14 protein-coding genes are annotated in these 15,225 nt (G+C 36.4%); 7 read left to right on the top strand and 7 right to left on the bottom strand.

Translation table 11 applies throughout. The features are described from left to right. Positions 1 to 8: 8 nt before the first annotated feature. From C8N37_RS19890 to C8N37_RS19870, 5 genes are all read right to left on the bottom strand, one after another. Positions 9 to 3,230 carry a SusC/RagA family TonB-linked outer membrane protein gene (locus C8N37_RS19890; protein ID WP_108160574.1) on the bottom strand — a complete coding sequence of 1,074 codons (3,222 nt, stop codon included), beginning with the start codon at positions 3,228 to 3,230 and terminating at the stop codon, positions 9 to 11. Positions 3,231 to 4,011: 781 nt separating this feature from the next. Beyond that, positions 4,012 to 4,884, bottom strand: coding sequence for a cysteine synthase CysM (cysM, locus tag C8N37_RS19885; protein WP_108160573.1), 873 nt, complete (start codon positions 4,882 to 4,884; stop codon positions 4,012 to 4,014). 2 nt (positions 4,885 to 4,886) lie between these two features. Further along, positions 4,887 to 5,696, bottom strand: coding sequence for a serine O-acetyltransferase (locus tag C8N37_RS19880; protein ID WP_108160572.1), 810 nt, complete (start codon positions 5,694 to 5,696; stop codon positions 4,887 to 4,889). Positions 5,697 to 5,765: 69 nt separating this feature from the next. Beyond that, complete coding sequence (locus tag C8N37_RS19875; RefSeq protein WP_108160571.1) at positions 5,766 to 6,149, bottom strand: DUF3037 domain-containing protein; 384 nt, start codon at positions 6,147 to 6,149, stop codon at positions 5,766 to 5,768. Further along, positions 6,127 to 6,924, bottom strand: coding sequence for a HipA family kinase (locus C8N37_RS19870; RefSeq protein WP_108160570.1), 798 nt, complete (start codon positions 6,922 to 6,924; stop codon positions 6,127 to 6,129). Before C8N37_RS19870 ends, C8N37_RS19875 begins: the two co-directional genes overlap by 23 nt. A 185-nt stretch (positions 6,925 to 7,109) precedes the next feature. Here C8N37_RS19870 and C8N37_RS19865 point away from each other — a divergent pair, with 185 nt between their 5' ends. From C8N37_RS19865 to C8N37_RS19850, 4 genes are read left to right on the top strand one after another with little or no spacing between them, the layout of a single operon-like run. Beyond that, positions 7,110 to 7,655, top strand: a complete 546-nt coding sequence (locus tag C8N37_RS19865; RefSeq protein WP_108160569.1) for a DUF1599 domain-containing protein — start codon at positions 7,110 to 7,112, stop codon at positions 7,653 to 7,655. A gap of 4 nt (positions 7,656 to 7,659) precedes the next feature. Further along, entirely contained in the window at positions 7,660 to 8,847 is a 1,188-nt protein-coding gene (locus tag C8N37_RS19860) for a BT_3928 family protein (RefSeq protein WP_108160568.1), read from the top strand. 4 nt (positions 8,848 to 8,851) lie between these two features. Further along, positions 8,852 to 9,364, top strand: coding sequence for a shikimate kinase (locus C8N37_RS19855; protein WP_108160567.1), 513 nt, complete (start codon positions 8,852 to 8,854; stop codon positions 9,362 to 9,364). A 12-nt stretch (positions 9,365 to 9,376) separates the two neighbouring features. After that, a complete protein-coding gene (locus C8N37_RS19850; protein ID WP_108160566.1) occupies positions 9,377 to 10,318 on the top strand; it encodes a glycerophosphodiester phosphodiesterase family protein in 942 nt (313 codons plus the stop codon). Between the two features lie 190 nt (positions 10,319 to 10,508). Here C8N37_RS19850 and C8N37_RS19845 read toward each other — a convergent pair whose 3' ends face one another. Beyond that, complete coding sequence (locus tag C8N37_RS19845) at positions 10,509 to 11,999, bottom strand: succinate CoA transferase (protein ID WP_108160565.1); 1,491 nt, start codon at positions 11,997 to 11,999, stop codon at positions 10,509 to 10,511. A gap of 402 nt (positions 12,000 to 12,401) precedes the next feature. Here C8N37_RS19845 and C8N37_RS19840 point away from each other — a divergent pair, with 402 nt between their 5' ends. Together C8N37_RS19840 and C8N37_RS19835 are read left to right on the top strand one after the other, a co-directional pair. Further along, positions 12,402 to 13,235 carry a helix-turn-helix transcriptional regulator gene (locus tag C8N37_RS19840; RefSeq protein WP_108160564.1) on the top strand — a complete coding sequence of 278 codons (834 nt, stop codon included), beginning with the start codon at positions 12,402 to 12,404 and terminating at the stop codon, positions 13,233 to 13,235. A gap of 43 nt (positions 13,236 to 13,278) precedes the next feature. Continuing rightward, positions 13,279 to 14,121 carry a 3-keto-disaccharide hydrolase gene (locus C8N37_RS19835; protein ID WP_108160563.1) on the top strand — a complete coding sequence of 281 codons (843 nt, stop codon included), beginning with the start codon at positions 13,279 to 13,281 and terminating at the stop codon, positions 14,119 to 14,121. A gap of 140 nt (positions 14,122 to 14,261) precedes the next feature. Here the strand turns inward: C8N37_RS19835 and rpsT are convergent, their stop codons facing one another. Next, positions 14,262 to 14,516 (bottom strand): 30S ribosomal protein S20, encoded by a 255-nt coding sequence (gene rpsT, locus C8N37_RS19830; RefSeq protein ID WP_045753328.1) that lies wholly within the window; start codon positions 14,514 to 14,516, stop codon positions 14,262 to 14,264. Between the two features lie 111 nt (positions 14,517 to 14,627). Between rpsT and C8N37_RS19825 the strand changes: the two genes are divergently transcribed. Next, positions 14,628 to 15,161, top strand: a complete 534-nt coding sequence (locus C8N37_RS19825) for an RNA methyltransferase (protein WP_108160562.1) — start codon at positions 14,628 to 14,630, stop codon at positions 15,159 to 15,161. The last annotated feature ends 64 nt before the right edge of the window (positions 15,162 to 15,225 follow it).

The raw sequence follows: 15,225 nt of genomic DNA, 5'->3' as shown, positions 1-15,225 counted from the left end.
ATAGCGAATTAAAAAGATAAAAGTATACCTGTATTGATTAATCGAGCTTGAGGGTAGTAATGTCCTAAGGTATTAGTCGATTCAGGATCATACATTTTCAATTTGGACCAAGTAACCAAGTTCATACCACTCGCATAAACTCTAAAGCTTGAAATCCCTAAGCGCTCCACAAGTTTTGCACTTAAATTATATCCTATTTCCACATTTTTTAAGCGCAGATAATTATTAGAATGTAACCAATAGGTATTTCCACTGGAATAATACTGATCAGAACGATCAGTAATACGAGGATGTTCGGAACTAGGATTATCAATCGTCCATCTATTTTCATAAAATTCGTGCAGGTAATTGCCGATTGCTCCAGACTCATCTGTCGCGATACGCACTTCACCACCAGTAGCACCTTGAAATAAGATCGATAGGTCAAAATTCTTGTACCGTAATCCCAGATTCAAACCACCTTGAAAGGTTGGATTGGTATTCTTATCTGTACGGACACGATCGTCTGGTGTAATCTTTCCATCACCATCATAATCCTTATACTTCATATCACCAGGTCTGAGATTATTCGTGATAGCCGAATAATCGAGCGTATTGGCAGTAATCTCTTCTTGGTTTTTAAACACCCCATCATACTGATAGTATAATCCCGAATTGATCACACGACCAGTCGTTTGTTGCCAAGATGGTGCACCAGCTGCTTCATCCCAAAAAACAATTTTATTTTTTGCGTATCCACCATTTATAGAAGCACTATATCCCCAATCACCTTTCTGATCGCGGTAACCTAAATTAAATTCCCATCCTTTGTTATCTACTTTACCAATATTTTCGGCAGGAAGGGTCATTCCTGTACTTTGTGGAATTGATGCATTGCGTCGCCAAAGAATTGAATTTCGTCTATTTTTAAAAACATCAAATTCAAAATTAATCTTGCCGCCTAAAAATTGTGCATCAATACCTAAGTTATAGTTATTCGCGACCTCCCACGTGATGAAATTATTTGGTACACGGCTTTCATACAAGGTCTTGATCATTTCATCCCCTATGATATAGGTTCCGAATTTATACGTGGAGAAGAATTGATATTCTTGAAGGAGATCATCATAAAAGACATTATCATTTCCCATCTGACCATAAGATGCCCGTATCTTAAAATAATTAATGGCTTTTATATTATCCTTCCAAAACTTTTCTTCTGAAGCGACCCAACCCAACATCGCTCCTGGAAAAAATCCATAACGCGTTTTTTGAGGAAACATATAAGACCCATCATAACGCCATAGCAACTCAGCAATGTACTTCGATTTATAATTGTAATTGACCCTTCCAAAATAATTCAATCTTGCACGCTCCCATGCGCTACCGTCATTATTTTTCTCGGCATCACCACCAGCAAACAGATAATCAATCTTATCCGATAAGAAATAGCGTCGATAAGCAGAGAAACTGTCATTTTGGATGGTCTCTCTATTGACACCGGCCAATATATTAAACGTATGATCGCCAATAACTTTGTCATACGTCAGTACACCGCCTAACAAAATATTCAATTGATCTTCATCGGACTGGTTTAATCTTGGATCTGCAGGACCTCTTTTACCCGCCACCAATTGTGGTGTTACCCCATCAGCTTCATAAGCCCCTTGCCAAGTATACAGGTACCAAGGAGTTTCCCAACGTTTGATTTTTTTAATATACTTATCCACTGCTGCATTTCCAGAAAATTTCAATCCTTCTATCCAAGGAATCGTGATATCAATCTGCCCATTGGTCTGAAAGTAATATCTTTTATCTCTTTCATAACCGGTATCATTAGTCGTGATCACAACAGGATTTTCACCATTTTCAATATCAGGTCCAGGCATTCCATTTGGCCAATAAGCCGGTTGAGTAGGATTACCGCGCATCAGCATTCTAAAAATTGTACCTGCAGTCTTAGTCGGGAAATTCCTGTTTTCTTGACGACCTAAAACGCCAAATTTAGTGGTGATGTATTGACTAATTTTAGCATCCAGATTAATCCTCAAGTCATATTGTTTATATCCAGTAGCAGAATTTTTATAATATGCATCTTGATTCTGATATCCTATTGAAGTGAGGTACTTTACTGCATCATTACCCCCCACAATTTGAACATTATGCTTTTCCTGTGGAGACCAATTTTTTAAAGTCTCCCCATACCAATCTGTATTTGGATGTCCCCAAGGATCGCTTCCATCTCTAAATAATTGGACATCTTCAGGTGTAAAAGGAGCTGAAACAGTGGTACTATTTGGTCTTATGTAGGTACCCGTCGTATTGAAGGCATTTTGTGCCGCGCTCCATTCTGCGACAGGAAGTTTATAAATCTCCAGTTCATTTCTCAATTCTGAGTATTCAACCGCATCGGTTAATTTCGGAATGACTGTGGGTTGTGAAAATCCTTTATTAAAATTATAAGAAAGTTTTGGCTTTCCATTGGTACCTCTTTTTGTGGTTACTAAAATTACACCATTGGCGGCACGAGCTCCATAGATGGCGGCCGAAGCATCCTTTAAAACAGAAATATTATCAATATCAGCAGGATTTAATCGTTCAAAACCACCTTGACGTGCCGGAATACCATCAATAACAATTAAGGGACTAGAGTTACCCAAGGTGTTGGTACCCCTAATACTAATGGTCGAACCATCATAACCCGGTTCTGCTGATCCATTTGTTGCGATTACTCCTGGTACACGTCCAGCTAATGCATTGGAAACATTGAGTGCAGGAGATTTAGCCAGGTCTGTTCCTTTTACAGCAACAACAGATCCCGTAACCGTTTCTTTCTTCTGTACACCGTAACCGACCACCACTACTTCATCTAGATTGGCATTTGAACTCCCAAGACTAACCATAATACTTGTTCTACCTTTCACATCCTCGTCTGTGGAAGTCATTCCAACCATACGAAAGCTTAATTTTCCATTACTTGGAACATTGGCTAATACGTATTCTCCATTTTGATTTGTTTTGGTGGCAATGTTAGTACCTACAACAAGTACCGTAACACCTGCTATTGGCGTTCCGTCATCAGCATTGGTTACAATTCCGCTGACAGAAATCTTTTCTTGCGCCAAGTTGATAAGAGTAGGGCTTTTTGTGCTAGCAAGCACGGGAGATTGGCAGATCGTAGATAAGGAGAGTATTGCTCCCATCCAAAATGCCTTTTTCCACTGGTTTTGACTTAAATTAAGATTACTCATAATTTTTTCTGTTTGGTTTAATTAGTTTGTACTAATTAAATCAAGAATAGGTCTTGCTTATTGGCTCAGAAATCCAATAAATGATCAAACAAAACAGTTTACTTGATTTAATGGGTTTAAATTGGTGATGTATACGTAACACTAAGGTTGTATTTTGTACACATTCTAAGATAATAGAAATTATTCATATCTTAAAAGAAAATCTAATATACTTTTAAAAAATATATATAAAATTCTCGTAATGAGGAATTTAAATGTAATAATAACCTTTAATGATCGTCGTAAATATACGGCCTCATAAGTTATTAACATTTTATTGTTAACAACCTATGTAAAATGTGCATAATCAATATAAATCAATTCATAGAAGTAGAACTTATTGATATACTAAAGAGTGAATTATGGTATTTATGCACATGTATAAAATAATCACCATAGACAAATTAAAATGTTAAATACTTATTTTTGATTATCAATAAAAAAGAATAAATAGGGCAATAATACACCTATATACGCATAAAACAAACAAATACCACCTAAATAGTTTATTAACAACTGAAATAAAAATTGTGGAAAAACTGACATGCGCCACCTACAGTTATCCACATTCTGAATTAACAATGTGAATAACTCATAAGAGTGCTTTAACAAACGTTCTTAATTTCAGGATTATCAAAGATTCTCCATTTTGATACTCATCCTAGGTGATCTCAAAAACGGGACATAAAAAAAGAGTTATCCTAATGGATAACCCTTTTATATTATTTCGACATAAAATAACTTATGCAAATAGATCTGAGCTGAGATATCGATCGCCTCGATCGCATGCAATAAAAACCAATACACCCTCTTCAATTTCATTTGCAACTTTTAACGCTGCCGCAAATGCTCCACCCGAACTCATCCCTGCAAAAATACCTTCTTTACTGACCAACTCACGAGCCATAGCTGTAGATTCCTTCTGAGAAATATCAATAATACGGTCTACGCGCGAAGGATCAAAGATTTTTGGCAAATATTCTTGTGGCCAGCGACGGATACCAGGAATCGAAGATTCTTCCGTAGGTTGGCATCCTACGATTTGAATGGCTGGATTTTGTTCTTTTAAATAAATCGAGTTTCCCATGATCGTACCGGTAGTCCCCATAGCACTCACAAAATGGGTAATCTTGCCAGCTGTATCGCGCCAAATTTCAGGCCCTGTAGTTTTAATATGTGCTTTGTAGTTGTCTGGATTAGCAAATTGATTCAAAATAAAGTAATCTCCTGAAGCAGCCTTCTCTTCTGCATAGTCACGACAAATTTCCATGGTTTCCAACAATGTCACTTTTGCTCCAAAGGCTTCCATAGTTAGTGTACGTTCACGAGTAGATGTAACAGGCATGACCAGTTCTAAGCTGAGACCATAGATACCGGCAATCATTGCGAGCGCAATCCCTGTATTACCACTTGTAGCTTCAATCAACTTACTATCTTTTGTAATTTCACCTCTTTCCATGGCTGATCGAATCATATTCAATGCAGCACGGTCCTTGACACTTCCAGCAGGGTTGTTACCCTCCATTTTGGCGTAAATTTTCACCTTTCTGTTTGTATGAAATTTTGTAATTTCAACTAAGGGTGTGTTTCCAATTGTATCGATGATATTTCCCATATTTAAATTAAAGGTTTGGAGTCTATAAACTTAGCATTTGCTTGATGGTACACGGTTGTATAAGGTTCAACGGAATTGGTCAGCCAAACATTTCCCCCTATTACGGAATGATGTCCTATCACGGTCTCACCGCCCAATATTGTTGCCCCTGAATAAATAATGGTATGATCGCCAATCGTCGGATGTCTTTTGACATCTGATAAAATTTTGTCCACGCTCAAAGCACCTAAAGTGACCCCTTGATACAGTTTGACATAATTGCCAATTACACTGGTCTCTCCTACGACTAAACCTGTGCCATGATCAATATACAGGTGATGTCCAATAGCAGCAGCCGGATGAATATCAATACCTGTCTTGGAGTGCGCATGCTCGGTCAGAATACGGGGTATCAAGGGCACTCCAAGCTGATGTAATTTATTTGCTATCCTAAATATGCTAATCGCAAAAAAACCTGGGTAGGTACGAATAACTTCTCGTTGATTTTTTGCCGCAGGATCGCCAGCAATCAAAGCATCTGCGTCCGAACACATCAATTCATATAACTTTGGTAACGATTGAAAAAAATCATGTGCAACACGAAAGTGATCGCAGACCTCACAGGCTTTGGATTTACTCAATAACTGTTCTAATTCGATTTCAGCTTGTTGAAAAGCAAGCTCTACCTCAGCAACAGATTTTATCCCCCCTGCATTGCGCTCGGGAAACAAAAGATCGAGGATACCGACAGCCCAACCTGATATTTTTTTATTGGATGGCATTTCAAATACCTCCAATTGTTTTTGATAAATATGTTCGTAAAAGTTATTCATGGGTTTAATCCCTATTTTATAATGGTAACACAAAGATACTATACTTATATGATAGATAAAATATACTAGCTATAAAACTAACTTATCAAAAAGGAGTTTTAACGTTTCGGCTGGATCCACACAAAGTCCAGGGTGCACGGCTGAACATTGGATGACAGTGCTTCTATTTGCAGTCAACCATCGAAATCGCTCCGTTTGGTCCAATGCAGCTAATTTGCCTCCATCTTGAGCACCAGTACAGATTTTCACAAAAGATTCCAGATGTGACTGAATCATATCCATATCTATATCTGGACATAACGATCGAACTCTTGCTTCATCAATCTCAAACAATACATTGGCAAACCGGTATTTTCGGCAATAAAGTGCTATACCAACATTAATAAATTCTTCTCGTTCCACTCGTGGTACTAAACGCACCACAGCATACTCATATAATGTGTTTTCTGGCATCTTTAATCTGATTTAAAAAATGGTCGGCATGTGCTAAACGTTTCATGAAAAATGATACATATACTTCACGTGCATCTGCAGCAGTTAAATCCCTGGACTCATCGATCAACCATTCACTTGGCACAATATCTACTAGATTTCGAATCACTTCTTCTGTCAATAGTGATCGATATTGCTTATCGACCAACTCGACATCACTCGCATTCTTTAACAACACATGATCTTTAATTTGGATAAATGGTTTTATAGCTTGGTCTTCCCAGTTATCCCAACTATGATGAAAATATAAAGATGCACCATGATCGATCAACCATAATTCTTTATGCCAGATGAGCATATTGGTATTTCGTACTGTTCGATCAACATTCATCAACAAGGCATCTAACCATACAATACGAGAAGCCTCATCGGCTGTGATCTGATCAACATTGGCATCAAAAGTAATGGCACCATTGAGAAAATGAACACCTAGATTTTTACCAACGCTAAATTTCAATAAATCTTGAATCTCTTCATCAGGCTCTGTACGTGCAAAAGATTCATCTAAATCCGCAAAAACAAGTTCCGGCATTCTGAGATTAAGAATACGTGCCAATTCGCCACCGATCAATTCCGCAATTAATGCCTTTCTTCCTTGCCCAGCTCCTCTAAATTTAATCACATAATTGAATCCATCATCAGCATCCACCAAAGCAGGCAAAGACCCTCCTTCGCGAAAAGGCTGAATGTAACGAGTGATGGTTACTTCTCTTATTTCAGGTTTTTTAATAGTCATCTGTAGTACATTTATAATTTACCGATACACAAGCGATAAATCCTTCGATCAAATATCAACATTTTTATTTTTTAATATACCGATTCATCCAAATTGGACATAATTGTGACGTATAAAAATGGTTAATTCTAATTATATTTGTAACAATAGTTCAATCACTTTCTCGTGAAATACGCAAATAATATATGAATACAACTCAGGAATACAATAAAGTTATCGAGCACTGCCAAGATTTATTTATCAAAAAAACGAAAGATTATGGAACAGCTTGGCGCATCATGCGACTCTCTTCAATAACCGATCAGATCTATATTAAAGCACAGCGTATCCGCACTTTGGAAGTAAAAAAAGTATCCAAAGTTGGAGAAGGTATTCTAGAAGAATATATCGGCATCATTAATTATTGCATTATGGCTATGATTCAACTGGAATTGGGCGAAGATGGCGAAGAAAATTTAAGTCCTGATTTTGTCAATCAAAAATACAACGAGAAGGTAACTGAAACACGTGATTTAATGTTTGCAAAAAACCATGATTACGGCGAAGCCTGGCGAGAAATGCGTATTACTTCATTGACCGATCTGATTCTCATGAAGATTCACCGCGTCAAACAAATTGAAGACAATAATGGAACTACAATCGCTTCTGAGGGGATCCATGCCAACTATCAAGATATGTTAAATTATGCCGTTTTTGCTCTTATAAAAATGGGATTAGCTCAAACAAACTAAAGTCATGTCAGCACTCATCAACACTAAAAAGCAAAAAACAAATTACCTACTTGGATTTGCACGCCTATTCACAGGTTTACTATTTATATTCTCTGGATTTATAAAAGCCAATGATCCAACAGGGTTTGGTTATAAGCTGGAGGAATATTTTCATGTTTTTCACACCGACTTTTTAATGGATTATGCGACGACAATTGCAATTATTGTCTGTGCATTCGAAATTATATTAGGGATATGGTTATTACTGGGTTTGTACAGACGACTTGTAGCTTGGGGACTATTACTGTTAATCATTTTCTTCACATTCCTCACCTTTTACTCTGCCTTTTTTGAAGTGGTTACTTCCTGTGGGTGTTTTGGTGATGCTATCCCATTAACGCCATGGCAATCTTTTGGTAAAGATCTTATTCTGCTAGCCCTAATTTTAATTATTTTTATCTATCGAGATCAAATTAAACCCCTTATTAAAGATTCATTTACTCAAGGGCTTGTCGCTACACTGACAGCAATATTATCTTTCGGAATCGGGATTTACACCGTCATGTTCTTACCATTTATTGACTTTCTTCCTTATAAAATTGGCAATCACATTCCGTCACTCATGGTATTGCCAGAAGGAAAAGAAGGAGATGTGTACGAACAGGTTTATAACATGAAAAATGTTAAAACTGGTGAAACAAAAACCATCACAGATAAAATTTACATGTCTGAAAAAGTATGGGAAGATACCAATTGGGAAATCATTGGTGAACCCAAAAGCACATTGGTTAAAAAAGGATATCAGATCCCGATTACGGATCTATTGATTACCGATGCAGAAGGTAATGACCATACGCAAGAAATCATCAATAATCCTTACTATAATTTAATTATTGTGGCTAAGGATTTGTCTAAAGCAAATCTAGATGCGCTTGATAAAATCAATAAAATCGCTACCACATTAACCGAAGATTACAACCTACGCATCGTGTTATTGACAGCTAGTTCAGCTGACGAATCAGATTATTTAAGTGATAAACTACATTTAATTTCAGAAATATTCTATGCCGATCTTATTCCGTTGAAAAGTATGGTTCGTGCCAACCCAGGAATCCTCTTATTAAAATCAGGAACAGTGGTCAACAAATGGCATTATAATAACATCCCTGATGCAAAAGAAATAGAAGATCGATACTTAAGTTTAGATAAATAACAAGATGCCAAAACCAATATTTTTAATTGGCTATATGGGAAGTGGAAAAACAACTTTAGCCAAAAAATTAGCAAGTAAATTAGAATTACCTTTTATCGACACCGACGATGAAATTGTCAAAGAAGTTGGTATGTCGATTACTGAATATTTTCAACTTCATGGAGAAGAAAAGTTTAGAGCATTAGAACGTGAACATTTACAAAAAATAGCACAGCAGAAAGCGATTGTTTCTACGGGCGGTGGTTCGCCTTGTTTTTTTGACAATATGCAGTGGATGAATGAAAATGGTGTTTCTGTTTATTTACAGATGTCACCAAAGGCATTATTTGATCGACTTTCACAGTCAAAACTCCATAAGAGACCTATCTTAATTGGAAAAACTGAAGAAGAGTTATTTAATTTTATCAGTGAAAAATTAGTAGAACGAGAACCTTTTTATAAACAAGCTCACTTGATCATCGATCAGATCAATACACCTGTCGAAGATCTTGTCCTATTATTGAAGAACCACCTATAACCTGATTACCGTATGCCTAAAAAAATAAATCTCTTTCTTTTTTTAACTTTTGTTACTGTCTTTTTAGCAGCTTGCTTTAGAAATGGGACATCCACGGATGTCTTGGCAAATAATAAGAATCTGAATTTAAAAACCGTTGAAGAGCTTTATCAATTTTTAACATATGATGAAAACCGATATCCACTGATCAGCCTGCATAGAGGCGGCCCTACAACTGGTTATCCAGAAAATGCGATCGAAACCTTTGCTTTTAACGCAAGTTACAGACCAGCCATCGTGGAATGTGATGTCCAACTCACGAAAGATTCTGCTTTAATACTTATGCATGATAGCCGCTTAGAAAGAACAACAAACGGATCGGGCAAAGTGGATGAAAAAACAAAAAATGAGCTCAAGAATTTGAGACTGAAAGATCCAAATGGAAAATTAACTCCCTACCGAATTCCGACGCTCGAAGAAGCACTTGCTTGGGGCAAAGGAAAAGTTATATTTACCCTAGATGTGAAGCAAGGGGTCCCCTATGATTTAGTAATTCGCGCTATTCGTAATCAAAAATCGGAAAGCAACACCGTTATCATCACGTATTCGGCAAACCAAGCTGCAGTTGTGCACAATTTAGCACCAGATTTGATGCTTTCAGCACCTATAAAAAATGTTTCTGATTTACTCCGATTGAATGACCGGGATATTCCGGATAATCGTCTGGTTGCTTTTATAGGAACGAGCGAGGCTGAAAAAAGTTTAATAGATCTGATTCACGGTCATGGTATCATGTGCATATTAGGCACACTAGGTAATTTAGATAAACAGGCTAAACAAAAAGGTGATCAATTATATGCACGTTTCATAGAAAATGGTGCTGATATATTAAGTACTGATCGACCTCTAGAAGCTGGCCGAATTTTAGATTTCTATATCAAAAAAAGAAATATTACGTCCAAATTTATTCAGTGATCAAGGCATTTGAGACGCAAACTTAAACAAATTACACCCTTACTTAAATGTAAGATTCTATTTAAAATATAGTTTTATTGTACACGAGTAATAACTATACTTAAAGCATAAAGATCGCTGGAATAGTAAAAAAACCAAAGCAGCTATTGGTTAAGATAGCTGCTTTGCTTTTTATGGAAATACGATTTCTTTATTTTTTCATCGTGCCTTGATCGCGCAAATTGATATGCCAGCTAAATGCCTCCTCCAAGATATGTGGAGTATGACCCCCACGCTCGCAAGCACGATCATAGTAGCTTTGTAGCTGTTCTTTATAGTCTTGATGCACACAGTTGTCAATAATAACTTGCGCGCGCTCACGAGGTGCTAAACCTCTTAAATCCGCTAATCCAATATCCGTTACTAAAATATCAACGTCATGTTCGGTATGATCCACATGCGACACCATAGGTAACACATGTGAAATACGATCTTCTTTAGATGCTGCTTGGGTAACAAATATGCTTAAATAAGCATTTCTAGCAAAATCACCAGAACCACCAATACCATTCATAATATTAGTTCCTGATATATGCGTCGAATTGACATTTCCATAGATATCAAACTCAATTGCCGTATTGATAGCGATCACTCCTAAACGACGGATCAAGCCTGGTGTATTGGAAATATTTTGCGGTCGCAATACCATTTTATCACGATACTTGTCCAGATTACCAAATACACGATCGTAGCATGGCTTTGAAACGGTGATAGAAGATGCTGAAGCAAAATCCATAACTCCCGCATCAATCAAATCAAAGGTACTATCCTGCAGCACTTCTGAAAACATCGTTAAATTTCGGAAATTGCTATCTTTAAATCCCATCAGGACAGCATTGGCGACCTTACCGATACCTGCCTGAAGAGGTAATAAACTAGAAGATAGATGTCCCATTTCCACTTCTTTTTCAAAGAAATTTAAAATATGACGAGCTATAGCCGTTGTCTTAGCATCTGGTTCTGCAATATCTGCAGGGCTATCTTCGATATCAGTAAATACAATCCCAACGACTTTTGAAGGATCTAATGCGATTGTCTTACGACCGATTTTATTTTCGGGAGCAACAATAGGGATCACGTTTCTTCTCGGATAATCTTCGGCTTGATAAATATCATGTATACCACGTATCTCGATCGGAACCGCTGTATTTATTTCCAAGATAACTTGCTTTGCTAAAGCCGCAAAAGTTGCAGCATTACCAACAGAAGTTGTCGGGATAATACTACCATCCGCCTCAATCGCTGCTACTTCCAACACAGCAATATCTACTGCGGCTAAATTTTTATTGTGCAATAACTCTGCTGTCTCACTGAGATGCTGGTCAATAAATAGCACCTCACCAGCATTAATCTTACTTCTCAATATACGATCTACTTGGAAAGGCATACGTTTGGCAAGAACTCCAGCCTCAGCCAACTTACCATCAGTTCCATGTCCCAAAGAAGCACCCGTAATTAACGTTATCTTTAAAGGATCGGTTTTCGCTCTGTCCGCCAATGCGGGTAAAACAACTTTACTATCTCCAGCCTTTGTAAATCCACTAGAGCCAACGATCATACCGTTTTTAATGAGTAATGCAGCTTGCTCAGCTGTAATTACTTTGTCATGTAAACTTTTAAGTTTAATTCTATCGTACGACATATCCCTTTAACTTATTTCTCTAATTATCCAATATTTAGCAAAAAAGATTCTTAGTAATTCTTTAAATATTAGACCAAACAATATTAACGTATTTTTTCTGTGTCAATTTATTGTAATTAGTCACAAAATTATCCAATAAAGACGATATATTTGTAATTATTTATAAATCAGCATCTCATATTTTTAATTATAAGAAATAGGTTGTAAAATAAATTTTAAAAACACAACTAAATCCTTAATAATTAGCAACTTAATTATTTCGGGGATGAAAAAAAATTAGTATTCACTCACCGACAAGTCTCAATTTGCAATCAATATAGGTGAGTATCAACTTACAATCATAAAGTATTGTACAGCTTTAGTATAAAAATTTTAACTTTGCAACGGAAACGGGAAGAAATCATGAATAAAAAAAGCGATATCAAAGATCCAAAATATGTCAATCGTTATTACGTAACAGAAGTGGATTCTTTTGAGGATAGTATCTATTGTCACCATGCTATAATAGGCGAAAGTTTCATTACCGAACATGCTCATAACAAAGATCAATTTTTATATACGGAAGGTGGTGTAGTTTTTTTAAAAACAGCTGAAAAATCTTATTTTCTTCCGGCTAGGCATTATATCTGGATACCAGCAGGGATCCGCCACAGCATCCATCCAAGTACACCTGATGTCGTAATGCGCAATCTGTATTTTCCAAAATATGATACCGATCAAGAATTTTACAAAAAAATAAATATTTATCATGTCGATGATTTGCTCAATGAGTTGATCATGTTCACCAATCGTTGGAATGGCAATATTTTTCCAGTTGAAGAACCAAAATATTCGTTAGCAAAAGCCTTCAAACTCTTATTACCTGAAATATCACAACATGAGTTGCCATTGGCACTTCCCTATCCGAACAATCAAAAATTAAAGGATATCGTCACATTCCTAGAGAGTCGAATTGAGGAGAATGTCAGTTTTAAAACGCTATCGCAAAAATTTAACATCAGTGAGCGTACTTTAGCAAGACTATTTCAAAAAGAATTAAACATGTCTTTTATTCAGTATTATACCATATTGAGAATGTTGACAGCGCTTAAGCTTCTTTTAGATGAAAAATTGAGTGTCAATGAGGTTGCACTCAAGGTCGGATACAGCAGCCTACCTACTTTTAGTAATACATTCAATAAAGTAATTGGGGTCAGACCAAGCGAATATGTTAAGCAAAAACAATTGTTAATCTAATTTTTTTAAGTATTTTAGGTCTCTAATACCTAAAATCTTAATCATGAATTATAAAAAACTATTTTTTAGTTTAGCAGGAGTAGCTCTATGCATTTCAATTAGTGCTAGTTCATTAAACAAAAAACCCAAAGCAATACAACTGTTCAACGGGAAAGATCTAAAAAATTGGACGCCAAAAATAAGTAAACATGAGGTTGGCGATAATTATGCAAATACTTTTCGTGTAGAAGATGGTCTATTAAAAGTCAGATACGATGGCTATGACCAATTTGATCAGCAATATGGTCATTTATTTTACAATAAAGAATTTTCTGCCTATATCCTACGAGTTCAATACCGATTTGTGGGTGAGCAGGCAAAGGGAGGTGAAGGCTGGGCATTACGCAATAGTGGAGCTATGCTACACGGTCAAGACCCTAAAACAATGCTTAAAGACCAAGATTTCCCAATTTCAATTGAAGGGCAATTGTTAGGTGGAGATGGAACAAACGAACGTACGACAAGCAATCTATGTACCCCAGGTACGAATGTAGTCATCAAAGAAAAATTATTTACTCCACACTGCGTTAGTTCCACATCTAAAACCTATCATGGTGATCAATGGGTAACAGCAGATTTCCTTGTATTGGGCGATTCTGTTATTCAACACTATGTCAATGGAGATTTAGTTTTGGAGTATCAAAAACCACAATATGGTGGCGGCAATGTGAGCAACTTCGATCCTAAACAAAAGAAAGACGGCCAGTTAATTAGTAAAGGTACCATTTCATTGCAAAGTGAAAGTCATCCTATCGATTTCAAAAAAGTGGAGATCTATAATTTAGAGCCTTACATGAAAAACTCTGCAGAACTAAAAAAGGCGATTGCAGCAGTTATGCAAAAGTAAAAGCACAAAAAAAGTGTCGAGAAACTCGACACTTTTTTTTACATTAATTCGCTTGGAAAAGAGAAAATCCAGGGTAAAGTAAAAACATAAAGAAAAGGGATACAGAGAAACTGTATCCCTTTATATATTATACTGATAGCTTAAACTAATCCGTTAACAAATTTTGTTAACTTAGATTTGTTGTTTGAAGCTTTTTTCTTGTGGATTACATTTTTCTTAGCCAAACGATCAAGCATAGAAATCACACGAGGCAATAATGTTTTAGCTTCTTCTGCTGAAGCAGTAGTGCGTAATTTTTTAATTGCGTTACGAGTAGTTTTTGCTTGGTAACGGTTTCTTAAGCGCTTTGTAGCGTTTGCTCTAATTCTTTTGATCGCTGATTTATGATTTGCCATTTTTTAGCTAATTTTTATTCGTTCTTTACTTAAAATTCGGAATGCAAAAATAACATCTTATTTCTAATATTCAAAATCTATTTTAAAGTTTTCTATACTTATCTTTGCATCATGCAAAAATTATCCATGGATCAGCTGCAACGTGCTGATGTTGAAACGTTCAAAAACCAAGAGAAAACAGCCATCACACTAGTGCTAGACAATGTGAGGAGTATGCATAATGTCGGATCAGCTTTTAGAACGGCTGACGGATTTGCTATAGAAAAAATATTCTTATGTGGGATCACAGCTACACCTCCACATCGTGAAATTGAAAAAACAGCTTTAGGTGCAACACAATCTATCCCATGGGAACATGTCAAAGAAACGACCGAAGCGATTAGCACATTGAAAGAGCAAGGATATACTATTATTGCAATCGAACAGGCGGAGGACAGTATACTTTTGCAAGACTTTGTTCCCGCTAAAGATGCCAAGTATGCTTTAGTATTTGGCAATGAAGTAAATGGAGTTGATGAAGAGGTAATGCAACAAATAGATCATTGTATCGAAATCCCACAATTTGGAACGAAACATTCCTTCAATGTATCTGTCACAATTGGCATCGTAACTTGGGATTTTATTCAAAAAAGCAAGTTCTGTTAATTTTTTCTCAATTAAGGACATATAAGTATCCAGATTACTTCCTATTTCCAATGCAAAATAGTAG

Source organism: Sphingobacterium faecium (assembly GCF_003054045.1).
Classification (GTDB): domain Bacteria; phylum Bacteroidota; class Bacteroidia; order Sphingobacteriales; family Sphingobacteriaceae; genus Sphingobacterium; species Sphingobacterium faecium.
The sequence above is the reverse complement of the archived record's forward strand: the minus strand, read 5'-3'. Positions and strand labels throughout refer to the sequence as shown.

Coding starts and splice junctions, on each gene's coding strand:
- C8N37_RS19890 (WP_108160574.1), bottom strand. CDS start 3,230: ATGAGTAATCTTAATTTAAGTCAAAACCAGTGGAAAAAGGCATTTTGG.
- C8N37_RS19875 (WP_108160571.1), bottom strand. CDS start 6,149: ATGCCAGAAAACACATTATATGAGTATGCTGTGGTGCGTTTAGTACCA.
- cysM (WP_108160573.1), bottom strand. CDS start 4,884: ATGGGAAATATCATCGATACAATTGGAAACACACCCTTAGTTGAAATT.
- C8N37_RS19855 (WP_108160567.1), top strand. CDS start 8,852: ATGCCAAAACCAATATTTTTAATTGGCTATATGGGAAGTGGAAAAACA.
- rpsT (WP_045753328.1), bottom strand. CDS start 14,516: ATGGCAAATCATAAATCAGCGATCAAAAGAATTAGAGCAAACGCTACA.
- C8N37_RS19840 (WP_108160564.1), top strand. CDS start 12,402: ATGAATAAAAAAAGCGATATCAAAGATCCAAAATATGTCAATCGTTAT.
- C8N37_RS19880 (WP_108160572.1), bottom strand. CDS start 5,696: ATGAATAACTTTTACGAACATATTTATCAAAAACAATTGGAGGTATTT.
- C8N37_RS19835 (WP_108160563.1), top strand. CDS start 13,279: ATGAATTATAAAAAACTATTTTTTAGTTTAGCAGGAGTAGCTCTATGC.
- C8N37_RS19825 (WP_108160562.1), top strand. CDS start 14,628: ATGCAAAAATTATCCATGGATCAGCTGCAACGTGCTGATGTTGAAACG.
- C8N37_RS19870 (WP_108160570.1), bottom strand. CDS start 6,924: ATGACTATTAAAAAACCTGAAATAAGAGAAGTAACCATCACTCGTTAC.
- C8N37_RS19860 (WP_108160568.1), top strand. CDS start 7,660: ATGTCAGCACTCATCAACACTAAAAAGCAAAAAACAAATTACCTACTT.
- C8N37_RS19865 (WP_108160569.1), top strand. CDS start 7,110: ATGAATACAACTCAGGAATACAATAAAGTTATCGAGCACTGCCAAGAT.
- C8N37_RS19850 (WP_108160566.1), top strand. CDS start 9,377: ATGCCTAAAAAAATAAATCTCTTTCTTTTTTTAACTTTTGTTACTGTC.
- C8N37_RS19845 (WP_108160565.1), bottom strand. CDS start 11,999: ATGTCGTACGATAGAATTAAACTTAAAAGTTTACATGACAAAGTAATT.